The organism is Brevundimonas vesicularis NBRC 12165, from assembly GCF_001592205.1.
Lineage (GTDB): Bacteria > Pseudomonadota > Alphaproteobacteria > Caulobacterales > Caulobacteraceae > Brevundimonas > Brevundimonas vesicularis.
This window is the reverse complement of sequence record NZ_BCWM01000007.1, coordinates 13764-37802: the sequence shown is the minus strand read 5'-3', so window position 1 is coordinate 37802 and position 24039 is coordinate 13764. Positions and strand designations below refer to the sequence as shown.

Below are 24039 nucleotides of genomic sequence, written 5' to 3'. Positions count from 1 at the left end.
CCCGACCTCCGAGAAACCCATGACCTACACCCTCTACGGCATTCCCAACTGCGACACGGTGAAGAAGGCCCGGGTCTGGCTGGAGCAGCAGGGGGTGGACTACGTCTTCCACGACTACAAGAAGGCCGGGGTGGATGCGGGGCGGCTGGGCCAGTGGGTCGACGAGCACGGTTGGGAGACGGTGCTGAACCGGGCCGGGACTACGTTCAAGAAGCTGCCCGAAGCCGACAAGGCGGACATCGACAAGAAGAAGGCGATCGCGCTGATGACGGCCCAGCCGTCGATGATTAAACGGCCGGTGCTGGATCTGGGGGATCGGCGGCTGGTGGGGTTCAAGCCCGAGGCCTACGCGGCCGCGCTTACCTGAGCCGGACGGTCGCGACGACGCCGAAGTGGTCGGACGGATATTCGCCGTTGGTCGGCGTATCGCCGAAGCGGCGGGCCTCGCCGGGCGTGAAGGCGGCCTGTTCGACGAAGATGTGGTCGATGACGCGCTCGGGGTGACCCTTGGCCGGGTTCAGAGTGGTTGTGACCGAACCGCGGGGCAGGGCGCTGAAGAAGCGGGGGCCCGTCAGGGTCGCGAGGCCGGAATCCTCTTGCGTCGCATTGAAGTCGCCCATGACGATCAGGGGCGTGCCGTCCTGCGGCAGCCAGCTTAGCAGCGACGCGATCTGGCGGGCGCGGACCGGGCCGGCGTCCTGTTGCCACGCCAGATGGGTGACGACGACATCGACCGGGCGACCCTGGACCGCGACGCGAAGGCGAAGCGCGGTGCGGAAATCGTCGAGCGGCTCAAGCTTGGTCGAGGCCTCGGCCAGAACTGGCAGGCGGGTCAGCAGGGCGTTGCCATAGCGGCGCGGGGCGCCCTCGGCGTCGGTCGAGACGAAGGCGACATGATAGCCGCCCAGCTCGCGCGCCAGCATCCGGGCCTGGTTCTCCAGCCCGACATTGGCGTCCTCCAGCACCTCCTGAAGGGCGATGACGTCGGCGTCCTGGGCCTTCAGCGCAGCGACCAGCAACGGGCGGCGGGCGGCCCAGTCGCCCATATTGTGCCAGATGTTGAAGGTGACGAGCTTCAGCTCGGTGGGCGTCTTAGACTTTGGGGCCGTGGCGCAGCCTGCCAGCGGCGCGAGGGCGGCGGCGGCCAGCAGGGTGCGACGGTGGATCATCTCGGCCTCAGCCCTCGACGTCCGTCGAGGGGCGGTCGTGGCCGTCGGCGCTCTCAGTGACCCATTCGCCGGCGGCGGTCTCGTATTCGATGGCGGCGGTCTGGTCCGGCACGCGCTGTTCGCGCGCGACGCGCACGGCGGCGGCCTTGGCGTCGTCGTGGGTGGCGAAGGTCTCGGAATAGGTGTCGCCGGACTTGTAGGCCCAGCCGCCGTCATGCTCGACGATGCGATAGGTGACATGGGCCATGGGACGCGCTCCTGAGATTGATGAAACCGGACCCTAGACCGAACCGGCGGCGGCCGAAACGGCGACCTTACGAAGATTTCACGCAACGACGCGCATCCGTTGAGGTGTCGGCCAGCCTCTTGTGATCAGAAGGCCGCCGCATCAGGCTGCTGCAACGGTTCAAGGGATACTCGACATGGAAGACTTCATTCCGATCTTCGCCATCTTCGCCGTCTTCGGCACGATTACGGCCATCGTCTTCGGCCCCACCTTCCTGAAGTACCGCGAAAAGCGCGACATGCAGGAGACCGTGCGTCTCGCCGTCGACAAGGGTCAGGAACTGCCGCCCGAACTGCTCGATGTCATGACCAAGGATGTTCAGAAGGGCCTGCCGTCGCGCAGCAAGGACATTCGCAAGGGCGTGCTCAGCCTGGCGAGCGGCATCGGCATCGCCGGGTTCGGCATCGTCGTTCAGGGCACGACGCACGTCTGGGGCGGCAATGGCCAGGGCGCGTTGCTGGGCATCGCCTGTATTCCCGCAGCCATCGGCGTCGCCTTCATCATCCTGGGCTTCTTCAACCCGAACAAAGACTGACGTCCGCCGGAAGGGGGAAATGTCATGGTCAAATCATTGAGAGACTTCCACGATGTCGAGCTGGCCGCCCAGGCGGCGGCCGGCGGTCGGCGGGAGTATGGCGAGCTGGTGCGTCGGCACGGGTCGGCCGTGCGGGGGCTGCTGCGCCGGATGGGGGCGACGCCGTCCCTGTCCGACGACGTGGCGCAGGACGCCTTTCTGCAAGGGTTCCAGCGGTGCGCGGAGTTTCGCGGGCAGGGGACGTTTGCGGGCTGGATCAAGAAGATCGCCGCGCGGCTCTATCTGAAGCGGGTAGCCAAGGAGGCGCGCTACGTCGCCGAGATCGAGGCCGATCAGGCGGATGTGGTCGTCGATCGCGGCGGTCTGATGGACCTGGACGAAGCGCTGAAGACGCTCAGCGAAACCGAGCGTGTCTGCGTCTCCCTGTGCCACGGCGCGGGGATGTCACATCCGGAAATCGCGGCAGCCATGAATTTGCCGCTTGGCACGGTGAAATCGCATGTCAAACGTGGTCTGGATAAACTCCGTGCGCGGCTTCAACCGGCGCACGGCTCAGGCGGGAGGTCGGTCCATGTCGGCTGACGAATTCGATCCGATGATCGAAAGGCTGTTCGCCCAGGCGCCGAGGCTGCCGGACGAGGCCCTGTTCCTGGCGACGGTGCAAGCGCGCATGGAGACGCGGTCGCGATGGCGCGCCCTGACCCTGACGGCGGCAGGACTGATCGGCGGCGTGCTGGCGGTGCGCGAGGGGGTGAACATCAACTTCACCGCCGACGGCGATACGACCTTGGCGCAAGGCCTCAGGGCCGCAGCCGCTACGGCGCAGGGCGCAGCGCAATCGGGTCTGGATGGATTGGGCCTGCAAGGTCTGGGCGTCGGGTCGCTGGATGTGATGAACGGCTCGGGCATGATGGCCTTCTGGATCGTCGCCGGGGCCCTGGTCGCCCTGATGGCGGCGGGCGTGGCGAAGCTGTCGCAGGACGTGTGAGCGCGGCTGCAAGGGTGACACCGGCGGGGCAGGGGCCTATCTGACCCCTTCACGTCAGGAGGCCCGGCGATGTCCGTCCATACCCAAGAGAGCGTCAAACGCATTACCGTGCCCGATATCGCGGGGCGCAAGGGCGGCGAGCCGATCGTCTGCCTGACGGCCTATGACGCGCCGATGGCGGCCCTGCTGGATCCGCACTGCGACGTGCTGCTGGTCGGCGACAGCCTGGGGATGGCGGTGCACGGCCTGCCCAATACCGTGGGCGTGACGCTGGAGATGATGATCCTGCACGGGCAGGCCGTCATGCGCGGCGCCAAGCGGGCCATGGTGGTCGTGGATATGCCGTTCGGCTCCTACGAAGGCGGCAAGGAAGCCGCCTACGCTAACTGCGTGCGGGTGATGAAGGAGACGGGCGCCCAGGCGGTGAAGCTGGAAACCAGCATTGAAATGGCCGAGATCGTCGCCTTTCTGGTCAAGCGCGGCATTCCGGTCATGGGCCATGTCGGCCTGCGGCCCCAGGCGATCCTGGCCGAGGGCGGGTTCAAGGCCAAGGGCCGGACCGAGAGCGAGCGTGATCGGGTGCTGGCCGAGGCCAAGGCCGTCGCCGAGGCCGGCGCCTTCTGCATCGTCATCGAGGGCGTCGCCGAATCGCTGGCGCGCGAGATCACCGAAACGATCGACGCGCCCACCATCGGCATCGGCGCCTCGGCCGCCTGCGACGGTCAGGTGCTGGTGATCAACGACATGCTCGGCATGTTCGACTGGACCCCGAAGTTCGTGCGTAAATACGCCGATCTGCGCACCGAGATCGACCGCGCGACCGCCGCTTTCGCCAGTGATGTGAAAACCCGCCGTTTTCCTGCCGAAGTCGAGACCTACTTCTCGAAAAAGCCGGCTTCGCAGTAACGGACGACGTTGCGGGCGGGGAGCCGACCTTCTAGGGTCCGCGCCGGTTTGCATTTCGCGATTTTGGGGCGACGTTTCAGTGGTTGATGTCTTCGAGCAGGTCGAGGAGGAGCTTCGCTCCGACAAGTTGAAGCGCCTGGCCAAGACCTGGCTGCCCGTTTTCGGCGTGGTGCTGGTCGTCGCCCTGATCGGCGCCCTGGGCTGGTGGGGCTGGGACAGCCTGAACTCCAACAAGGCCGCCAAGGCCGCCGAAGCCTATGATCGCGGCATGGAGGCCCTGCGCGCCGACAAGCCGATGGACGCCCGCGCCGCCTTCGAGGAAGCGATCAAGGAAGGCAACGGCGCCTACAAGGTCCTTGCCCTGCAGCAGCAGGCCGGCCTGGCCGTCAGCGCCAACAAGTTCCAGGACGCGGTTCGCCTGTTCGACGAAGCCGCCAAGGCGTCCAGCGATCCGATCCTGTCGGACCCGCCCGCCCTTAAGGCCGCCTTCCTGATTATGGACACCGCGCCGCTGGCCGAGATCGAAACGCGCCTGACGCCGCTGGCCGAAGACAAGCGCCCGCTGCACGCCTTCGCTCAGGAGGCCCTGGCCCTGGCGCGCCTGCAACACGGCAAGACCAAGGAAGCGCGCGAGGCCTTCGTGCTGCTGCAACTGGGTCAGGACGTGCCGGACTCGATCCGTCAGCGCGCCCAGATCGCCGTAGAATCCATCGACGCCGGCACCGCAGCCGCCATCAAGCCCATCATCGACGCCGCCGCCCAGGCGACGCCGCCGGCCGCCGGCGCTGCGAACGCGATGACGCCCTCGGCCGCCCAGGCTGCACCGGCTCAGGCTGCTCCGGCCCAGGCTGCCCCAGCTCAGGCGGCTCCCGCCGCCGCGCCGGCCGCCCAATAGTGACGACCCCTTACAGGACGCCCCCGATGAACCGAGTTCTGAAAGTCGCGCTGATCTGCGGCGTCGCCGCAACGATGGCGTCCTGCGGCACCGTGCGCCGCAACCTGCCGTTCGGTCTGGGCGGCGGCAAGGAAGACGCCGGCGCGACCGCCTCGGCCGGCCAGCGCATCTCGGTGCTGGAGTTCGAACAGAGCCTGTCGCCGTCGGCCGCCCTGTCGGGTCGCGACTTCTTCCTGCCGGGTCCGCAGGCCGTGACGGCCTGGACGCAGCCGGGCGGCACGTCCGAGAACCTGGTCGAGCACGTCATTGCGGCGCCGAACTTCCAGATCGCCTGGAAGCGGGGCGTCGGCTCGGGATCGGCCCACGTCGGCAACGTCATGGCCCCGATCGTGGCCGCCGACGGCAAGATCTTCGTGCTGGACGGCGAATCGACCGTCTCGGCGGTTTCAGCCGACACCGGCGCGATCCTGTGGAAGGCCAACGTCAAGAACGCCGATCGTGACCGCAACGGCGGCTTCGGCGGCGGCGTCGCCGTGGGCGGCGGCAAGGTCTTCGTCTCGTCCGGCTATCGCTCGATGACGGCGCTGGACGCCAACACCGGCGCTGTGGTCTGGACCCAGCAGGTGGACGCCCCGATCCACGGCGCCCCGACCGTTTCGGGCAACCGGGTCTTCGTCGTGGACGTGGACAGCCAGCTGTTCGCCTTTGACGCCAACACCGGCGCCCAGGACTGGACCTATCGCGGCATCGCCGAGCCGGCGCGCGTCATACGCGCCTCCAGCCCCGCCGTCAGCGGCACGACCGTCGTCGCCCCGTTCGCCTCGGGCCAGCTGGTCGCGCTGAGCGCCCTGAACGGCCAGGCGGTGTGGGAAGAGACCCTGTCGCGCACCAGCCGCACCAGCGCCCTGTCTGAGGTTCGAGACGTGGCGGGCCGTCCGGTCATCAGCCGCGGCATGGTCTATGGCGTCAGCCACTCGGGCGTGATGTCGGCGCTGGATCTGCGTTCGGGCCAGCCCAAGTGGCAGCTGCCGGTGACGGGCGTGAACGCGCCTCTGCCGGTCGGAGACGCCGTCTTCGTGGTGTCCAAGTCGGGTCAGCTGATCACGGCCAACCGTGACACGGGCCAGATCTACTGGACGCGCGAACTGAACGAGGGCCGCGAGCGCCGCGAGGGCGGTTTCCTGACCTTCGGCCGTCGCACCATCCGCCCGCAATGGTCTGGCCCGCTGCTGGCCTCCAACCGTCTGGTGATGGTCAATTCGTTCGGCGAGGCCGTCGCCTTCGATCCGAAGACCGGCGTGGCGCAGACGACGCTGAAGCTGGGCGCGCCCGCCTATATCGCGCCGGCCGCCTATAACGGCGCGCTCTATGTGCTGACCGACAACGGCCAACTGATCTGCATCCGCTGATTTTCAGCCCAAACTAAGCTAGAAGGCCGACATGGCTCTGAAGGTCGCCATCGTCGGCCGCCCCAATGTGGGCAAATCGACACTGTTCAACCGCCTCGTCGGCAAGCGCCTGGCGCTCGTCGACGATCGCCCGGGCGTGACCCGCGACCGGCGATACGCCGACGGCAACATCGGCGACATGGACCTGACCCTGATCGACACGGCGGGATACGAGGACGTCACCGACGACAGTCTGGAAGCCCGGATGCGCGAGCAGACCGAGGCCGCGCTGGACGACGCCGAACTGGTCATGTTCATGATGGACGCCCGCGAGGGCGTAACGTCGCTGGACCGGATCTTCGCCGAGCGCCTGCGCCGGGTGCACAAGCCGATCATCCTGTTGGCCAACAAGTCCGAGAGCCGCGAAAGCGGCGGCGGCGTCGGCGAGGCGCACGCCCTGGGCTTTGGCGAACCCGTCGCCATCTCGGCCGAGCACGGCGAAGGGATGGCCGATCTGTACGCCGCCATCGTTGCGGCCTCACAGGACATCTTCGTCGAGGAGATCGACGAGCCGGACAAGCCGATCCGCATCGCCGTCATCGGCCGGCCGAACGCCGGCAAGTCCACCCTGATCAACCGTCTGATCGGCGACGACCGCCTGCTGACCGGGCCGGAAGCGGGCATCACCCGCGACTCCATCTCGGTCGACTGGCAGTTCGAGGGCAAGAACATCCGTCTGGTCGATACGGCCGGGATGCGTCGCAAGGCGCGGGTGCAGGAGAAGCTGGAAAAGCTGTCGGTCGCCGACACCATCCGGGCCATCACCTTCGCCGAAGTCGTCATCCTGATGATGGACAAGGACGACGCCTTCGACACCCAGGACCTGCAACTGGCCGATCTTGTCGAGCGCGAGGGCCGCGCCTTGGTCTATGTCGCGTCGAAGTGGGACCTGGAGGACGAGCCCCAGTCGCGCATGGCCAAGCTGAAGGGCATGGCCGAGGACAAGCTGCCGCAACTGAAGGGTTCGCCCTTCGTGGCCCTGTCGTCGCACAGCGGGCGCGGCGTCGAACGGCTGATGCCGGCGGTGCTTCAGGCCTATGACACCTGGTCGGTCAAGGTGAAGACCAAGGACCTGAACACCTGGCTTTCCATGGCGACCCAGCGGCACCCGCCCCCCGCCGTGGACGGCAAGCGGATCAAGCCGAAATACATCGCCCAGACCAAGGCCCGCCCGCCGACCTTCGTGCTGATGGCCAACCGCGCCGAGTCGATGCCGGAGCATTACAAGCGCTATCTGGTCAACTCGATCCGCGAGAGCTTCGACCTGCCGGGCACGCCGATCCGTCTGAACGTCAAGTCCAGCGGTGTGAACCCCTATGCCGAGGGCGGCGCCAAGTCCGGGCCCGAACGCTACAAGGGCGACGCCAAGACCGCGCCGCGCCGCGTCAAGAAGGCCGAGAAGGAAGAGGCCTTGTCCAAACTGCCCGGCAAGGCGCTGGAGCAGAAGAAGACCCGCAAGGCCCAGCCCAAGATACTGGGCGGGTTGAAGTCCAGCGCGTCGAAAAAGGCCGGTTCGTCCGTGGCGATCCAGAAGGGCGCGCGCGGCGGCGCCCGCCAGGTGTCGCGTTCGGGCCGGATCCGCACGGGACAAAAGGGCGGCGCCAAGAAGTGACGGCGTGAGCGAGGCCGAGAGCGCGCTTCCCGCCCGGCCCACCTCGCGTTGGCTGATCCTGGACGGGCAGGGGCGGGTGCTGCTGTTCCACTTCGTGTTTTCCAAAGGACCGCTCGCCGGCACGGCCTTCTGGGCGACGCCCGGCGGCGGGTGCGAGACTGGCGAGACCTTCGAGGACGCCGCGCGCCGCGAACTGTTCGAAGAGACCGGGCTGGTCGTCGAAGACCCCGGCCCGCAGGTCGCCCAGGTCCGCGTCAGTTTCCGCCTGCCAGACGGCCGGATGGCGGATGTGGATCAGAGATTCTTCCTGCTGCGCACCGAGGCGTTCGACCTGTCTTGCGCAGGCTGGACCGTGGAAGAACAGGGGGTTCTGGTCGATCACCGCTGGTGGAGCCTCGACGACATTCGCGCCTCGGCCGAGACGATCTGGCCGGCGGAACTGGCGGATATCCTCGATACGCTCTGAGGCTCAGCCCATCATCAGGCTTTGACGCATGCGGACCGCGTCGCGGCCCGGCGGCAGGCCAAACTGACGGGCGTATTCGCGACTGAACTGGGACGGGCTGTCATAGCCGACGGCGAAGCCGGTCTCGGCTGCGCCCTCGACGCCCGTCAACAGCCGGGCGCGGGCTTCGCGCAGCCGCAACTGCTTATGGAACTGCAACGGGCTCATGGTCGTCACGGTGCGGAAATGCCGATGGAACGTCGACAGGCTCATGCCCGCCATGTCCGCCAGGGTCTCAAGCCTGATGGGTTCGGCGTAGTGGGCGCGGAGCCAGTTGATGGCGCGACTGACGCCTGACAGGCGGCTTTCGGCCGAGCCGATCTGGCGCACGGTCGCGGCGTGCCGGCTGTGGAGCAGGCGCCAGATCAGTTCGCGTTCGATCATCGGCGTCATGACGGCGATCTCCTCGGGCCGGTCCAGAAGGCGCAGCAGGCGCGCCATGAGCTCCAGCAGGTCGTCCTCCAGCGGTGTTACATGGATGCCGGTCGGCGGCGGTTGATCCGAGGGGGCGGGGACGTCGATCTCCAGCATCAGGCCGGCGATGGCGGCGGGGTCGAGGTCGAAGCTGAGGGCGCGATACGGCGCCTCGACGATGCTGCCGCACACTGGCAGTTCGGCGGACACCACCAGGCAATCGCCCGCGCGATAGGAATAGACGGTCTCGCCCAGGATCGTCTGTTTGGCGCCGCACACGACCAGGCACAGCATCGGATCATAGGCGACGGGGACCAGCCGGGTCTGCGCGTTGCTGCCATACAGGCGCAGCCCCGGCACAGCCGATCGCGACAGATCAGGCGGCGCGTGACGCGCAACGATATCGCTCATTTCGGGCAAGAGGCTCATGGCGGCATTCAGCGCCGGTCACCGGCTATTCGCAAGCGGGCGAGGGCGGTTTGACAGGATCGTGCAAGCCTTCGACCAGATCGCCCTAACGTCGTCGACCTGAAACCGCGTCTTCTCCGTCCGGTCAGGCAGAGGAGATTTCCCATGACAACAACCAACCAAAAGACCTGGCTCATCACCGGTGCGGCGCGCGGCCTTGGCGCCGGGATCGCACGCGCGGCGCTGGACGCGGGCGACCGCGTTGTCGTCGCAGGTCGAAACCGCGACGCCCTGATCAAGGCCTTCGGACCGGATAGCGACACGGTGCTGAGCCTGGCCCTGGACGTCACCGACACGACCGCCATCGCCGCTGCCGTCGAGGCCGTCATGGCGCGCTTCGGCCGCATCGACGTTCTGGTGAACAACGCCGGCTATGGCCACCTCGGCATTTTCGAGGAGACCAGCGCCCAGGATGCGCGCACCCAGTTCGACACCAATGTCTTCGGTCTGTTCGACATGACGCGCGCGGTGTTGCCGATCATGCGCGCGCAGAGGTCGGGCCATGTCTTCAACATCTCGTCCATCGGCGGTCTGATGGGCGGTGAGAGCGGCGCGATCTATTGCGCGTCCAAGTTCGCGGTCGAAGGCTTTAGCGAATCCGTCGCGCAAGAGGTGCGTCCGTTCGGCATACATCTGACCATCGTCGAGCCGGGTTTCTTCCGCACCGACTTCCTCGACGCCTCGTCGATCCGATACGGCGATAATCCCATCGCCGACTATGCCGAAGCATCGCGCGCCATCCGCGCCTTCTATGACGCGCGCAGCCATAATCAGGCGGGCGATCCTGCGAAGTTGGGTCAGGCCCTGGTCGTCTTGGCGAATGCGGAAAACCCGCCGGTGCGATGGTCAGCGGGCACGGACGCCATCGGCGTGGTCGAGATGAAGGCGGACAGCCTGAGGGCCGAACTGGAGGCCTGGCGTGATCTTTCAGCCTCAACCGACGGCGACTTCACCTTCCGCGAAGAGCCAAGGCTAGGCGGCGCCTGGGGCTGATCCCAGCCTAGACCAGTGCTTCCGTCGTCGGTCCGGCCGCCCAATCGCGGAAGCGGATCGTCAGCGGTGGGTTGGCGTCGGGGCGGGCCAGATCGACCACCAGGGGGCCGATTTTGGAGGGGTGGGGCAGGACGGACGGGTCTTCGCCCGGATAGGCCTGGGCGCGCATGGCGGTGCGCATGCGGCCGGGATCGACGATGCTGACGCGGACGGGCGTGCTCTCGATCTCGTCGGCCCAGGCCTTCACCAAGGCCTCGGCGCCCGCTTTGGTCGCGGCGTACATGCCCCAGAAGGCCTTGGGCGCGCTGGCGACGCTGGTGGTGAAGTGGATGGCGCGGCCGGCGTCGGAGGCGCGCAGCAGCGGCTCCAGCGAGCGGATCAGGCGATAGACGGCGGTGAAGTTGGTCTTTTCGACCTTGGCGAACTCGCGCGGGTCGGCGTGCGACACCGGCGTCAGGCCCGAGGGGCCCATGGTGGCGGCGCAATGGACCCAGATGTCCAGCTTCTTGAACCGTTCGAAGATGGCGCCGCCCAGCCGGTCGATGGCCCCGCCGTCCACCAGATCGAACGGGATCAGGGTCGCATGGCGCCCGGTGGCGGCGAAGATGGCGTCGTCCAGCTCTTCAAGACCGCCCTGGGTGCGCGCCGTCGCGATGACATGGGCGCCGGCCTTGGCCAGGGCCAGGGCGCTCTCATAACCGATGCCGCGCGAGGCGCCGACGACGAGGGCGATACGGTCGTTCAGGGGAAGTTCGGACATGGCCGCTGATAGCGCGGCCTCGGCCCTCAAGCCAAGGCCCGCGCGCTCAGGTTTCGCCCTAGGCGCTGACCAGCAAGGACAGCTGTTTGGCGCCGAACTCGCGCCCGCCTTCCTCGATTTCGCGATCCAAGAGGCGGGTGGGGTAGTCGCCAGTGAAATAGTGGTCGGTGAACTGCGGGGCGGCGGCGTTGCGGCCCGTCTCACCCATCGCGCGATACAGGCCGTCGATGGACAGGAAGCCGAGCGAATCGACCTCCAGCATGTCGCGCATCTCTTCCAGCGTCTTGTTGGCGGCCAGCAGCTGCGCGCGCTCGGGCATATCGATGCCGTAGAAGTCGGGGAAGAGGATTTGCGGGCTGGCCGAACGCAGGTGGACCTCGGTGGCGCCGGCGGCGCGGACGGCGCGGACCAGTTTCAGCGAGGTGGTGCCGCGCACGATGGAATCGTCGATCAGCACGACGCGCTTGCCGGCCAGGGCCGACTTGTTGGGGCTGTGCTTCATCCGCACGCCCTTCTGACGGGCGCCCTGGCTGGGCTGGATGAAGGTGCGGCCCAGATAGTGGCTGCGGATGATGCCCATTTCATAGGGGATGCCGCTTTCTTGGGCGTAGCCGAGGGCCGCCGGAACGCCGGAATCGGGCACCGGCACGACGATGTCGGCCTCGACGCCCAGTTCGCGGGCGAGGCCGCGACCCATTTCCTTGCGGACCTCATAGACGGAGCGGCCGTTCACGACCGAATCCGGGCGTGAGAAATAGACGTACTCGAACAGGCAGGGACGCGCCGCGCGGGCGGGGAAGGGCTTGAGCGAGCGCAGGCCGCTGTCGTCGATGACGACGATCTCGCCGTGTTCGACATCGCGCACGAAGGTGGCGCCCATCATGTCCAGGGCGCAGGTCTCGGACGCCAAAACCCAGCCGTCGCCCAGCTGGCCCAGCACCAGCGGGCGAATGCCCAGCGGGTCGCGGGCGCCGATCATCTTGGTGCGGGTCTGGGCCACCAGGGCGTAACCGCCCTCGATCCGGGCCAGGGCGTCAGTGAAGCGATCGACGATCTTGGCTTTGCGGCTGCGCGCGATCAGGTGGAGGATCACTTCGGAATCCGAGGTCGACTGGAAGATGGCCCCTTCGCTGACCAACTGGGCGTGCAGGAACTTGAAGTTGGTCAGGTTGCCGTTGTGGGCGATGGCGATGCCGCCCTGGTCCAGATCGGCGAACATCGGCTGGATGTTGCGCAGGAAGCTGCCGCCGGCGGTGGAGTAGCGGGTGTGGCCCACGGCCGCGCGGCCGGGCATCCGCGTCATCAGGTCGGCGCCGCCGAAGGCCTCGCCCACCAGGCCCTGGTGGCGTTCGGTGTAGAAGCGCTCGTCCTTGACGCTGGCGATGCCGCAGGCTTCCTGGCCGCGATGCTGAAGAGCGTGAAGACCCAGGGCGACGACGGAAGAGCCTTCGTCTTCGTCCGCGCCCCAGACGCCGCAGACGCCGCATTCCAGACGGAGCTGATCATCCTCCGGCTCGCGCCAGTGCTCGCGTTGAACGACGGGATCGGCGATATGGTGGCGCATCGTGGGGCTCCGATGACCGGGGGAAACTTAAGGGGCGGCTTCGCGGCGCGAGTTAGGCTCTGATTGCGTCGGGGGCAAGGCTTCGTCGTCCGAAAAGCCCCGGCGTACGGACGAATCCACGACCGGCGTGATGGCGTCGGCGCCACGCCCGATACTGGGCAGGACGATCTGGATCATCCGCGCGCCCATGGCGCTGACCGGATAGAGTGCCGCCTTCCCAAGCCACAGCGGCGTGCGCTCGCCCGGCAGGGCTGCGACGATGACCAGATGCACCGCGCCGATCAGGACCAGCGCACGGATGCCGCCGATGAACAGGCCGAAGATGCGGTCGATGACGCCGAGGTGCGGATGGTCCTTGGCGCTCTTGGACATCATCGAGCCGACCAGGCGCAGGCCGAAATAGACGACGAAGAAGGTCAGGACGGCGGCCAGGATCGACCCGGCCCATTCAGGATCGACGAAGGCGCGCGTGACGCCGGCGGTCCAGGGCAGGGCGATCAGGGCGACAAGGGCCGCCAGGGTCGCGCTGAGCAGGGTGATGACCTCGCGCACCCCGCCGCGCACCCAGCCGGCGGCGACGGAAAACAGGATCACCACGATGGCGAAGACGTCGTATCCGGTCACGCGTGCGGGATCCTGCGGTTGCTACCAGGGTCTAATAGCGGTTCTGCGAGATTCGTTCGACCACATCCGTCAGGCGCGTGACGGATGTCACCTTCACCCCCTTGGTCTTGGCGGTCAAAGTCGGGCTCAGAACCTGATCGAAGCCCAGTTTTTGCGCTTCGCGCAGCCGGGCCTCGGCGCGGCCGACGCTGCGGACCTCGCCCGACAGGCCGATTTCGCCGAAGACGACGCAGCCTTGGGGCAGGGAAACGCCGGTCGCCGAGCTGATCAGCGCCGCCGCCGCCGCGAGGTCGGCCGCCGGTTCATTGATGCGCAGGCCCCCGGCGACATTCAGATAGACGTCCTGATCGCCGAAACCGAAGCCGCAGCGGGCCTCCAGCACGGCCAGCACCATCGCCAGACGCCCCGTCTCCCAGCCGATGACGGCGCGGCGCGGGGTGCCGTAGGCGGATTTGGACACCAGCGCCTGCATTTCGACGAGGACGGGACGCGAGCCCTCGATCCCGGCGAAGACGGCGGCGCCCGGCGCGCGCTCCTTGCCCTCGCCCAGGAAAAGGGCGGACGGGTTGGCGACCTCGCGCAGACCGGCGTCGCCCATTTCGAACACGCCGATCTCGTCGGTGGCGCCGAAGCGGTTCTTGCCGGCGCGCAGGATGCGGAACGGATAGCCGCGCTCGCCTTCGAAGGTCATGACGGCGTCGACAATGTGTTCGACCACGCGAGGGCCGGCGACCTGGCCGTCCTTAGTGACGTGGCCGACAAGGACCACCGCGACGCCCTGCGACTTGGCCAGTCGCACCATTTCGCCGGCGCAGGCCCGGACCTGGGTGATCGAGCCGGGGCCGCTTTCATGGACGTCGGACCACAGGGTCTGGATCGAATCGACGATGACGATGTCGAACTGTTCGCGCTTCAGCGTGCCCAGAATTTCACGCAGCGCCGTCGCCGCCGCCAGATTGACCGGCGCGTCCGCCAGACCCATCCGCTTGGCGCGGGCGCGGATCTGCTCGACGGCTTCTTCGCCCGAGATATAGGCCACGCGCGATCCGCGCAGCGCCGCCTTGGCTGCGACCTCCAGCAACAGGGTGGACTTGCCGACGCCGGGGTCGCCGCTGAGCAGGATGGCCGAGCCGGGCACCACGCCGCCGCCGCAGACCCGGTCGAACTCGGCCACGCCCGTCGTGATGCGCGGCGGCTCTGGCGTGTCGGACTGAAGCGTTTCGAACTGGATGCCGCGCGTGCGGGCCGAAGCCGCCGCCGACGGCTTGATCGCGCCCGGCGGGGCCGAGCGGCTTTCCTCGCTCAAGGTGTTCCACTGACCGCAGGAGCCGCACTGGCCCGACCACTTGCTGTGGACCGAGCCGCAGGACTGACAGACGTAGAGGGCGGAATCGCGAGCCATGGGCTTCCTTAGCAGATCGAACGGTCGCGCCGGACATGGCCTCGGCTCACGACAGTTTCGGTCGCAGGCGCAACCTTTGCCATACTGAAGGATTGAGAATGTGTCGCACACCCTTGCTTCTTGAAGCGACGCAACGTCAACATCCGCCCATCTTCTCTCGCCGAGGCCTGTCATGACCGATCCGACGACCCACTCCCAACCCGCTGTCGATCCGGCCCTAGTCGCGCGGGTCAAGGGCATACTGCTGCAACCCAAGTCCGAATGGCTGAAGATCGACGGCGAGTTCGCCACGACCAAAAGCCTGTTCACCCGCTATGCGATGATCCTGGCGGCGATCGGCCCGGTCTGTTCGCTGCTCGGCGGTCAGCTGATGCCGATCATGGGCGTGAAGCTGTCGATCGTGGGCGCGATCGTCGTGGCGCTCGTCAGCTACGGCATGTCCTTGCTGGGGGTCTTCTTGCTGGGACTGATCATCAATGCGCTGGCGCCGAACTTCGGCGGGACGGCCAATAAGGTTCAGGCCATGAAGCTGGCCGTCTATTCTTGGACCGCCGCCTGGTTGGCGGGCGTGTTCGGCCTGATCCCGATGCTGGGCATTCTGGCCATCCTGGGCCTGTACAGCTTCTATCTGCTGTTCGTCGGCCTGCCGATCCTGATGAAGGTGCCGGAAGACAAGAAGGTCGGCTATTTCATCGTGACGGTGATCGCCGGCGTCGTGATGTATTTCATCATCTCGGCGATCGTCGGAGCCATTTCGATGAGCTTCGTCGCCGCGTCGGTCGGCATGGCCGGGCTCGCGGGAATGGGCGCCGGCTACTGAGAATAGACGCGCGGCACGCGGGGGGTGATCGAGGTCAGCAGCTCATAGCTGATGGTCCCCGCAGCGGCCGCGGCGTCGTCCAACAGGCGGTGCGGGCCGAATAGTTCGACCGGATCGCCGACCGCGACATCCAGGCCGGTGATGTCCACCGCGCAGACATCCATCGAGACCCGACCCAGCAGCGGGCGGGTCTCGTTGGCGATCCAGACGACGCCCTTGGGCGAATAGGATCGCAGCAATCCATCCGCATAGCCGGCCGCCACGGTCGCAACCTTGATGGGGCGTTCGGCGATGTAGCCGCGGGAATAGCCGACGCTCTCGCCCGCCGGCACGTCGCGAACTTGAAGCACTTCGGCCGTCAGCGTCGCCACGGGTGCGATCCGGGAATCGGGACGCCCCTCTGGACCACCGCCGTAAAGACAGATGCCCGGCCGAACGGTGTCGAAGGCGAAGTCCGGGCCCAGGAAACAGCCGCTGGAGTTGGCGAACGACCGGATCACGCCAGGATAGCGATCCAGCACGCCCGCAAAGGCGTCACGCTGGCGCCGGTTCATTGGATTGGCCGGTTCGTCGGCGCAGGCGAGGTGGGTCAGGACCAAGGCCAGGCCGTCGAACGCCTCGGGCGCGTCCTCGGGCCGAATACCCAACCGGTTCATGCCGGTGTCGATCTGCAGGCCGCAGGTCCCGCCGCCCGCCGCCTTCCAGGCCTGGATCTGCGCGGGATGGTTCAGCACGGGCCGCAGGTCAGCCGCCTTCAGCATCGCCGCATCGTCGCCGTGGCAGCCGTCGAGCACATAGATGACGGGACCGTCGGCGCCCAAGGCCGCCCGCAGCCGCACGCCCTCCGCCGCCCGCGCCACGAAGAAGGTCCGCGCCCCCTCGGCCATCAGCCGCGTCGCCACGGCCTGGGCGCCCAGCCCATAGCCGTCCGCCTTGACCACGGGATGCACCGGCTGGCCGCTAACGGCCTCCAGCGTGTGATAGTTACACGCCAGGGCGTTCAGATCGACGGAGAGGACGGCGGGGGTCGATGCGGTCATGGCGTCCTTATGCGCCAACACCGCGCCGATGGAAGAGGCTACTCGTAGCTGACTTCCTCATAGCCATGCGCCAGGTTGCCGAAGCGGACGGTGTCGGCGTCGAAGGCCAGTTTGACGATGCCGATCGGGCCGTGGCGCTGCTTGCCGATGACGACCTCGGCCTGGCCTTGCAGGCGGTCCATGTCCTGCTGCCATTGCAGGTGTTCCTCGGTCCCCTCACGAGGCTCGGCCCGGCCCAGGTAGTAGCTTTCGCGATAGACGAACATCACGCAGTCGGCGTCCTGCTCGATCGAGCCGGATTCGCGAAGGTCGGACAGTTGCGGGCGTTTGTCGTCGCGCTGCTCGACCTGACGCGACAGCTGCGACAGGGCGATGATCGGTACCGACAGTTCCTTGGCCAGGGCCTTCAGCCCGCCGGTGATTTCGGACACCTCCTGCACGCGGTTCTTTTGGCCGCCGCTGTTGCCGGTCGTGACCAGTTGCAGATAGTCGACGATGATCAGGTCCAGCCCATGTTCCATGCGCTTCAGGCGGCGCGCGCGGGCCGCGAGCTTGGAGATGGACAGGCCGCCGGTGGCGTCGATGTAGAGGGGGCTTTCGCCGATCTCGACCGCCGCGTCGCGCAGCTTGCCGAAGTCGGTGGCGTCGATCTCGCCCTTGCGCAGCTTGTCCGAGGACACGCCTGACGCGTCGGCCAGAATACGCATCGCCAGCTGTTCGGCGCTCATTTCCAGCGAATAGAAGGCGACGACGCCGCCGTTGACCGTCTTGCGGCCCTCCGGCGTCGGCTCCCACTGATAGGCGCGCGCCACGTTGAAGGCCATGTTGGTCGCGAGCGCCGTCTTGCCCATCGACGGACGGCCGGCGAGGATCAGCAGGTCGGACGGGTGCAGGCCGCCCAGTTTGCGGTCCAGATCGTTCAGGCCGGTAGCCAGACCGGCCAGCTTGCCTTCGCGCTGATACGCTTCGGCCGCCATCTGAACGGCGCCGGACAAGGCGTTGGAGAAGCTGACGAAACCGGAAGAAGGCTTGCCCGTCTCGGCCAGGGAATACAGGGTCTGTTCGGCCTGTTCGATCTGCTCGTCGGCGGGCGTCTCCGGATTGGGCGCCTCCTTGATCATGTCTCCGCCGATGCGGATCAGGTCGCGGCGCAGGGCCAGATCATAGACGACGCGGGCGTAGTCTGGCGCGTTGGCGGCGGGCGGCGCGCGGTCGACCAGATCGGCGAGATAGCGCAGGCCCCCGAACTCCTGGAACGCCGGATCCTGCTTGAACCGCTCCATCAGAATGGTGGGCTCGGCCAGCAGCCCCTGGCGGATATGGTCCTCGATCGCGTCGAACAGCCGCTGGTGGAAGGGTTCGTAGAAGTGCGAGCCGCGCAGCCGGTCGTTCAACCGCTCGAACACGGCGTTGTCGAACATCAGCGAGCCCAGCAGCGCCTGCTCGGCCTCCAGATTGTGCGGCATCGAACTGACGCCGCCGGAGTCCAGCGGAGACGACGAAAAGGGCATGGGGGCGAAGGCGTTCATCGATTAACGCTTTAGCCCTCTCACGCCCCTGCGTCAGACGCGGACGCCGCCTGGACCGTGGACAGATCATCCCGCCTTGGGGACGAACCGGAATTCCTCAATCGGAGTGCGTCAGGCGCAGGGATAGTCGTGGGCCATCCATTCGCGGAAGGCCTGGGTCACACTGATGTTGCGACGGCTTTGCGGAATCGCGTTGAAACGGCTCAGGATGGCGTTGGGCGAGACGCTGACCTTGTCCGGCATGCAGGTCGCAGGCTGACGGCCGGCCGCCTTGGCCTGGCTCTGTTCGGCGCGGACGGTGCGAACGGCGCCCCGGAACTCGGCCATCAGACGGCGGGTGTCCGAGCGCAGGAGAGCGGTGGGGTTCTGAGGAATGGCGTTGGCGGTGGTTAGGAATTCCTGAACCGTCATGGCGCTGGCGGCGCCGGCGAAGAGCGACAGCGCCAGGACGCCGGCTGCGATCAGTCTGGTCTTCATCTGGTCCCCCTCCAAAGCCCCCTCCGGCCACGCTCAGGTTGAACGGCGATATATGTCGCAACTGGGGCGAAGCGGAACGGTCAAGCTGAAGGTTTCGTAATGCAAACAAGGAAAAGGGCGCTCCGAAGAGCGCCCCTGCCTCATTGGCGATCAGGCCGACCTCACCATTTCAGGCTGAGGCGCGCATAGCCGTAGCGACCGTTGAAACCGAAGGGCGAATAGTAGGGGAAGCCCAGAACGCCATTGGAGTTCAGCGACGCCGGCACGAAGTCCGGATATTCGTCGAACACATTGTCCACGCCGATCGCCACGCCGACACGTTCCGTAAGCTGGAACCGGCCTTCCAAATCCACGACCGTCTTGGCCCCGGTGCTGTAGTCATTCGCCGCCGTCGAGCCGGGTTGCAGCACATCTCCATAGTAGGTGGCGCGAACCGTGGCGCCCCACTTGTCCCGGCTCCAGTCCGCCGACGCCGAGACCTTGGTGTCGGGCGTGCCGTCTTCGATGGTCAGAATGCGTTGGCGCGCGAACAGGGTCGGCGCGAGCGCTGTGTTCAGAGACACATCATTGAAGTTTGCGGCGACCGTGAAGTCAAAGTTGCCTGCTTGGTCAGTAGGCAGTCGGTAGCGGCCGACAATGTCTAAGCCTTTGGTGGATGTCGAAACGCCGTTGAGGAAGAAGCGAGCCGCCTGCACGCGGAGAGGGTCGAGGATCGGAGAACGGATCAGTTCGGACAGAACGATCTGATCGTCGATGTCGATCTTGTAGGCGTCGACCGTCAGGTCGAACCGGCCCAGTCGCACCACGGCGCCCACCGAGTAGTTGGTCGAGGTCTCAGCCTTCAGCGGACGCGCGCCAAGAGCCGTCGCGACCGCGCTGGTGGCCGGGAATGTGCCGGTTTCGACGACGGCGCCGTTCTGGATCACCGAGGCGGTGGAGGTGAAATACGACTGCTGCAACGACGGCGCGCGGAAGGCGGTCGAGACCGAACCGCGCAGGGCGAAGCTGGGGGTGAAGTCATAGCGGGCCGACAGCTTGCCCGTCTGGGTGTCGCCGAAATCGGAATAGTCCTCGAACCGAACGGCGCCCTCGACGCGCAGCTTGTCGGTCAGGGGAATTTCAACGTCGGCGTATGCGGCGAAGTTGTCGCGGTCGACATCCACGGCGTTCGAGGGCTGGAAGCCGACGAAGCCCTGGGCGCCGCCGGTCAGGGCGGTGTTGGCGCCCAACGGCCCGCGGTTGTAGCTTTCAGGCTGGCCGGCCTCGATCTTGTAGTTTTCCCAGCGCTGCTCCAGGCCCCAGGCGAAGTTCAGCGGGCCGCCGGACAGACCGACCTCGAACTCACGGCTGAAGTCGGCGCCCAGCACCAGCTGGTCGTAGATCAGGCTGCCGGAATCGAAGCTGGTCGGCGAAGTCGCGCCGTAGGTGGAGTTCAGCGAATCCTCGGTGCGAAAGTCCAAGGCGTTGCGGCCATAGGTCAGGCTGATGTCTGTGTTCCAGCCCGCCAGTTCGCCGCGCAGGCCGCCGGCCAGCGAGGCGTCTTTCGAATTGATGGCGACCTTCGGCAGGAAGCCGTTCGGGTAGATCGAGGCGACATTGTTGACGTTGTCGGACAGGCGAGGGAAGGCGGCGCCTTCGCTGTCGCGGTCCTGATAGCCAGCCCAGCCATAGGCCTCCCAGCCGTTGCCCAGCCCCTTGCCGGCGTTGGCGAAGACGGTCCACTGCTCCACATCTGGATCGCCGAAGCGGGCGGTGATCGCGCCGTTCGCCGCCGCGCGGGAGTCATAGTCCGAACGGTTGGTCGACTCGCGGTTCAGATACTCCGCCGACAGGGTCAGAAAGCCGTCGTCGCCCAGCGAGAACCCTTGCCAGGCCGAGGCCGTGACGGTGCCGCCGTCGGTCTCGTCGCGTTCGCCGCGCGCGGTCTTCACGGTGGTGAAATACTGGCCGTAGGTCACGCTGGCGCCGCCGCCGCTGGAGGCCTCCTTCAGGCGCAGGTTCACCACGCCGGCGATGGCGTCCGAGCCATACTGGGCCGAGGCGCCGTCACGCAGCACCTCCACCCGGTCCAGAGCGCCGGTCGGAATGGTGTTCAAGTCGACGGCGGCCGACCCGCGCCCCACCACGCCGTTGACGTTGACCAGGGCCGACGCATGGCGACGCGTGCCGTTGACCAGCACCAGCGTCTGGTCCGGCGACAGGCCGCGCAGGGTGATCGGGCGGATCGAGTCCGAGCCATCGTTGGCCGACGGCCGCTGGAATGTCAGCGACGGCACGGCCTGGGCCAGGGCGGTAGCGAACTCGGTCGTGCCGCGCGTCTGCAACGCCTCGGACGTCACGACATCGACGGGCGCCAGGGTGTCGAGGCGCGACCGGTTCTGGACCCGCGTGCCGGTCACGACGATATCGTCCACCTGCGCCGCCTCACCGGCGACGGGTTCGGCGTTCTGAGCAAAGGCCGGGGCGGCGGTCAGCAGGGCGAAGGTCGAGACGGTGGCGAGCAGGGCCGGTGCGGCGGCCCGTTGAGAAAGAGAGCGCATTGAGAGATTTCCTAAAGTCTGTTTTTGGCGCGAGCGCGCATCGCCGCCGCTGATCGCGACGGGCTTTGAAGTCGATCTGAAGTTCAGGTGTATTGCGGTCTCAGCCGCAACATCGCGTGATGGCGGGCGGCGCCGCCGTAATATGGGTGGTGATCTTCATTGCCTCTCCAACCGCAAGGTCGGGGAGGTCCCGGCGGTCATGGCCATATCAGGGCGAAGGTGCGGCGGGTCAATCGACGCAGGCAGCCATGTTTTTTGCAGCAGTCAGTAGGAAATCTATCGCCACGCAAAATGGGGCGCTCCGAAGAGCGCCCCATTCCGGCATGATGTCGGTTGACTTAGAAGTTGTAGCTTAGACGACCGTAGAAGAAGCGGCCGTTGAAGCCGTAAGGCGAATAGCTCGGGTAACCCACCGAACCCGTCGCGCCGTTGATGTTGGTCGGCGTGGCGGTTGGATATTCGTCGGTCAGGTTGTTCACGCCGACCGCGAGCGAGACGCCGAAGGGCAGGGTGTAGCGACCCTCTAGGTCCACCAGAAGCGCGTCGCCCGTTTCGTAGTCCAGGGTGGCGTTGTTGTTGGCGACAAGAACGCTGTCGTAGCTGGTGCCCTTCAACGTCGCACCGAAGTCGCTCAGCGACCAGTCCACGCTGGCGACGATCTTCCGTTCCGGCGTGCCCTGCTCAAACGACAGTTTGGAAGAGCGGTCGAAGAGGAAGTCGCCAGCCGGGGCGATGGCCAGATTGCTGGGCACGGGCGGGGTGCGCGTGACCTCGGTGTTGTTGAAGTTTCCGGCCAGGGTGAAGTCGAACCGGCCGAAATCCTGGGTCGTACGATAACGACCAACTACATCCACGCCGCTGGTCGTGGTGTTGACGCCGTTCAGGAAGAACCTTGCGCCGGTCACGCCGTACGGCGCGAGCAGCGCCTGGATGGCGGCGGTGGATGCGGCAGGTTGGCTGGGACGCGAAACGCCCAGGGTTTCGGAATAGATGATCCGGTCATCAACCTCGATCCGGTAGGCATCAACCGTCAGTTCGAAACCGCCGCTGCGGAAGACCGCGCCCGCCGAATAGTTCGTCGAGGTTTCCGGTTCCAGGGGCTTGGCGCCCAGCGCGATGGCGATGGGGTCATTGACCCGATAAGAGCCATTCTGCTGCAGCACGACGCCGGCGCCCGTCGCCACCAGGTTCGTGGCGACGTAGCTGAAGTATTGTTGCTGCAGGGCCGGCGATTTGAAGCCTGTCGAGATCGCGCCGCGCAGGGCGAAGGCGTCGGTGAAATCGTAGCGGGCGGACATCTTGCCGGTGAACCGATCCCCGAAATCGGAATAGTCCTCGTAGCGACCAGCGACGCCGACGGTGAACTGCTCCGAGAACTTACCTTCCAGATCGATGTAGGCGCTGACGTTGTTGCGATCGACATCAACGGCGTTGGATGGCGCAAAGCCGGGGAAGCCCTGTGATCCGGCGCCGCCCGCCGTGACCGGCCCCTTGTTGTAGGACGTCGGTTCGCCCTCCGAGACGCTGAAGTCTTCGCGACGGTATTCGACGCCGAAGGCGACGTTGAGCGGTTCATACAGATTGACCTCGATCTGTTTCACCGCATCCACTCCGATGGTCAGTTGACCGTAGCTGAGGCCGCCGGCGTCGAACTGGGTCTGAGACGCGGCGCCATAGGAGGCGTTCAGGGAGTTCAGGACGCGATAGTCCAACTCGTTTCGGCCGTACCCGACCGAGATATCCCAGTCGAAGCCGGCGGCGGGGCCTTTCAGGCCGCCGTATATATTGTAGTCGTCGATGTCGGCGGCGATGATTGGCAAAAAGCCATTGGGATAGATGGCGGTGACGTTGTTTGAGTTGTTGAAGGCGCGGGCGGTCGCCGCAGCCTCGGACTTGCGCTTCTGATAGCCGCCGAAGGCATAGGCTTCCCATTCGCCGCCAAGCGGTTTTCCGGCGTTGAAATAGCCGGTGTAGGCTTCTGTATAGGGATCGCCGAAGCGACCGATGACGGTGGTCGCACTGCCTCCGTTGACGGCGGTGGTCGCCGCGTAGTCGGAGCGATTGGTGGGCTGGCGTTTCTGGACTTCGCCCGAAAGGGTCAGGAAGCCGTCGCCAAACAGGGGCAGGCCGATCCAGCCGGCGAGCGAGGTCTGTTCGCCGTCGCGGCGGCTGTGCTCGCCGCGCGCGGTCGTAAAGTCGGTGTCGTAGATGCCGTAGTTGGCGGTGATGCCGCCGCCGCTCGACGCCTGGCGCAGACGCAGATTGATGACGCCGGCGATGGCGTCGGCGCCATATTGCGCCGAAGCGCCGTCACGCAGGACTTCGACCGAGCCAAGGCTGATCGACGGAATCGTATTCAGGTCGAAGGCTGTGGAGCCACGGCCAAGCGCGCCGTTGACGTTGACCAGGGCGCCGACATGGCCGCGCTGACCGTTGATCAGGACAAGGGTCTGGTCAGGAGCCAGACCGCGCAGGGTTGCCGGACGAACATGATCCGAGCCGTCGGAAATGGCGGGACGAGGGAAGTTGATGGACGGCGCGGTGGCGGCGAGGGCCGCGGCCAATTCTGTGCCGGTGCCCTGTTTCGCCAGAGTTTCGCCGGTGATGACATCGACGGGCGCGACGCTGTCGAGCCGGCTGCGCCCAACGGTGCGCGTGCCGGTGACGACGATCTCATCGACATCGGTGGCTTCACTTGGCGGAGGGGTTGTCTGGGCGAACGCCGATGAGGCGATGAAGAGCGCGCTGGTGGAGGCAAAGGCCAACAGGGCCTGACGACCGTATCCGATTTTCATTGATAGTCCCCGACGATGCACGACAGCCCTCTGTGTCGGCGCTCGGCAGGCCGCCATGCCGTCGCCCTGAGCCAGCTTCTCGAGAGGCGCAATAATCTTGCGCGTATAATCGAAACGCGAGCCGCGATTGCAGGCTGTGACCGCAATGTGACGACGTCAAGCAAGCTTAATGTCTAGATGTCCGTCTGGGAGATCAATGATCTGGGTTTGTTGTAATCTTGTCATAGATCAAGGTGGCGATCGGCCGTGCGGTTGGCGACCGTCTGCCG

General features: G+C 66.5%; 23 protein-coding genes. 11 read left to right on the top strand and 12 right to left on the bottom strand.

Features of this window, described 5'->3' with window-relative positions:
• Positions 1-19: 19 nt before the first annotated feature.
• Entirely contained in the window at positions 20-367 is a 348-nt protein-coding gene (locus tag BVE01S_RS06915; protein WP_066625913.1) for an ArsC family reductase, read from the top strand.
• Here BVE01S_RS06915 and BVE01S_RS06910 read toward each other — a convergent pair.
• Entirely contained in the window at positions 360-1169 is an 810-nt protein-coding gene (locus tag BVE01S_RS06910) for an endonuclease/exonuclease/phosphatase family protein (RefSeq protein WP_066625910.1), read from the bottom strand. The genes BVE01S_RS06915 and BVE01S_RS06910 overlap by 8 nt on opposite strands.
• A gap of 7 nt (positions 1170-1176) precedes the next feature.
• Positions 1177-1416: a DUF2188 domain-containing protein gene (locus BVE01S_RS06905; RefSeq protein WP_055808379.1), complete on the bottom strand. Its 240-nt coding sequence runs from the start codon at positions 1414-1416 to the stop codon at positions 1177-1179.
• 175 nt (positions 1417-1591) lie between these two features.
• On the opposite strand from BVE01S_RS06905, the gene BVE01S_RS06900 reads away from it, so the two are divergent.
• From BVE01S_RS06900 to BVE01S_RS06865, 8 genes are all read left to right on the top strand, one after another.
• On the top strand, positions 1592-1990 hold the full coding sequence (locus tag BVE01S_RS06900) for a DUF6249 domain-containing protein (protein ID WP_055808381.1): 399 nt from the start codon (positions 1592-1594) through the stop codon (positions 1988-1990).
• Positions 1991-2014: 24 nt separating this feature from the next.
• A complete protein-coding gene (locus BVE01S_RS06895) occupies positions 2015-2572 on the top strand; it encodes an RNA polymerase sigma factor (protein WP_055808384.1) in 558 nt (185 codons plus the stop codon).
• Positions 2562-2978 (top strand): hypothetical protein, encoded by a 417-nt coding sequence (locus BVE01S_RS06890; protein ID WP_066625907.1) that lies wholly within the window; start codon positions 2562-2564, stop codon positions 2976-2978. Before BVE01S_RS06895 ends, BVE01S_RS06890 begins: the two co-directional genes overlap by 11 nt.
• 69 nt (positions 2979-3047) lie before the next feature.
• The gene (panB, locus tag BVE01S_RS06885) at positions 3048-3884 is read left to right on the top strand and encodes a 3-methyl-2-oxobutanoate hydroxymethyltransferase (RefSeq protein WP_066625904.1); all 837 of its coding nucleotides are present in this window, start codon (positions 3048-3050) and stop codon (positions 3882-3884) included.
• A gap of 79 nt (positions 3885-3963) precedes the next feature.
• A complete protein-coding gene (locus BVE01S_RS06880) occupies positions 3964-4779 on the top strand; it encodes a tetratricopeptide repeat protein (protein ID WP_066625901.1) in 816 nt (271 codons plus the stop codon).
• A 26-nt stretch (positions 4780-4805) separates the two neighbouring features.
• A complete protein-coding gene (locus BVE01S_RS06875) occupies positions 4806-6188 on the top strand; it encodes a PQQ-binding-like beta-propeller repeat protein (RefSeq protein WP_066625898.1) in 1383 nt (460 codons plus the stop codon).
• A gap of 31 nt (positions 6189-6219) precedes the next feature.
• Positions 6220-7839 (top strand): ribosome biogenesis GTPase Der, encoded by a 1620-nt coding sequence (gene der / locus BVE01S_RS06870; protein ID WP_066625896.1) that lies wholly within the window; start codon positions 6220-6222, stop codon positions 7837-7839.
• Between the two features lie 4 nt (positions 7840-7843).
• Entirely contained in the window at positions 7844-8305 is a 462-nt protein-coding gene (locus BVE01S_RS06865) for an NUDIX hydrolase (protein WP_066625894.1), read from the top strand.
• Between the two features lie 3 nt (positions 8306-8308).
• Here BVE01S_RS06865 and BVE01S_RS06860 read toward each other — a convergent pair whose 3' ends face one another.
• Positions 8309-9187, bottom strand: a complete 879-nt coding sequence (locus BVE01S_RS06860) for an AraC family transcriptional regulator (protein ID WP_205678505.1) — start codon at positions 9185-9187, stop codon at positions 8309-8311.
• Positions 9188-9331: 144 nt separating this feature from the next.
• Between BVE01S_RS06860 and BVE01S_RS06855 the strand changes: the two genes are divergently transcribed.
• Complete coding sequence (locus BVE01S_RS06855) at positions 9332-10219, top strand: oxidoreductase (RefSeq protein ID WP_066625892.1); 888 nt, start codon at positions 9332-9334, stop codon at positions 10217-10219.
• A 7-nt stretch (positions 10220-10226) separates the two neighbouring features.
• On the opposite strand, the gene BVE01S_RS06850 is transcribed toward BVE01S_RS06855, so the two are convergent.
• From BVE01S_RS06850 to radA, 4 genes are read right to left on the bottom strand one after another with little or no spacing between them, the layout of a single operon-like run.
• Positions 10227-10979: an SDR family NAD(P)-dependent oxidoreductase gene (locus tag BVE01S_RS06850; RefSeq protein WP_066625882.1), complete on the bottom strand. Its 753-nt coding sequence runs from the start codon at positions 10977-10979 to the stop codon at positions 10227-10229.
• Between the two features lie 58 nt (positions 10980-11037).
• The gene (gene purF / locus BVE01S_RS06845) at positions 11038-12543 is read right to left on the bottom strand and encodes an amidophosphoribosyltransferase (protein WP_066625880.1); all 1506 of its coding nucleotides are present in this window, start codon (positions 12541-12543) and stop codon (positions 11038-11040) included.
• A 27-nt stretch (positions 12544-12570) separates the two neighbouring features.
• On the bottom strand, positions 12571-13167 hold the full coding sequence (locus tag BVE01S_RS06840) for a CvpA family protein (RefSeq protein ID WP_055808402.1): 597 nt from the start codon (positions 13165-13167) through the stop codon (positions 12571-12573).
• A gap of 31 nt (positions 13168-13198) precedes the next feature.
• Positions 13199-14569: a DNA repair protein RadA gene (radA, locus tag BVE01S_RS06835; RefSeq protein ID WP_066625877.1), complete on the bottom strand. Its 1371-nt coding sequence runs from the start codon at positions 14567-14569 to the stop codon at positions 13199-13201.
• Between the two features lie 172 nt (positions 14570-14741).
• On the opposite strand from radA, the gene BVE01S_RS06830 reads away from it, so the two are divergent.
• The gene (locus BVE01S_RS06830; RefSeq protein ID WP_055808406.1) at positions 14742-15389 is read left to right on the top strand and encodes a Yip1 family protein; all 648 of its coding nucleotides are present in this window, start codon (positions 14742-14744) and stop codon (positions 15387-15389) included.
• On the opposite strand, the gene alr is transcribed toward BVE01S_RS06830, so the two are convergent.
• The 5 genes from alr to BVE01S_RS06805 form a co-directional block, all read right to left on the bottom strand.
• Positions 15383-16429, bottom strand: a complete 1047-nt coding sequence (gene alr, locus BVE01S_RS06825) for an alanine racemase (protein WP_066626176.1) — start codon at positions 16427-16429, stop codon at positions 15383-15385. The genes BVE01S_RS06830 and alr overlap by 7 nt on opposite strands.
• Positions 16430-16467: 38 nt before the next feature.
• Positions 16468-17958: a replicative DNA helicase gene (locus BVE01S_RS06820; protein ID WP_055754947.1), complete on the bottom strand. Its 1491-nt coding sequence runs from the start codon at positions 17956-17958 to the stop codon at positions 16468-16470.
• Between the two features lie 111 nt (positions 17959-18069).
• Positions 18070-18435 (bottom strand): hypothetical protein, encoded by a 366-nt coding sequence (locus BVE01S_RS06815; RefSeq protein ID WP_066625870.1) that lies wholly within the window; start codon positions 18433-18435, stop codon positions 18070-18072.
• A gap of 161 nt (positions 18436-18596) precedes the next feature.
• Positions 18597-20975 (bottom strand): TonB-dependent receptor plug domain-containing protein, encoded by a 2379-nt coding sequence (locus BVE01S_RS06810; RefSeq protein WP_066625865.1) that lies wholly within the window; start codon positions 20973-20975, stop codon positions 18597-18599.
• A 338-nt stretch (positions 20976-21313) separates the two neighbouring features.
• Positions 21314-23770, bottom strand: a complete 2457-nt coding sequence (locus tag BVE01S_RS06805; RefSeq protein WP_066625863.1) for a TonB-dependent receptor plug domain-containing protein — start codon at positions 23768-23770, stop codon at positions 21314-21316.
• Between the last annotated feature and the right edge of the window lie 269 nt (positions 23771-24039).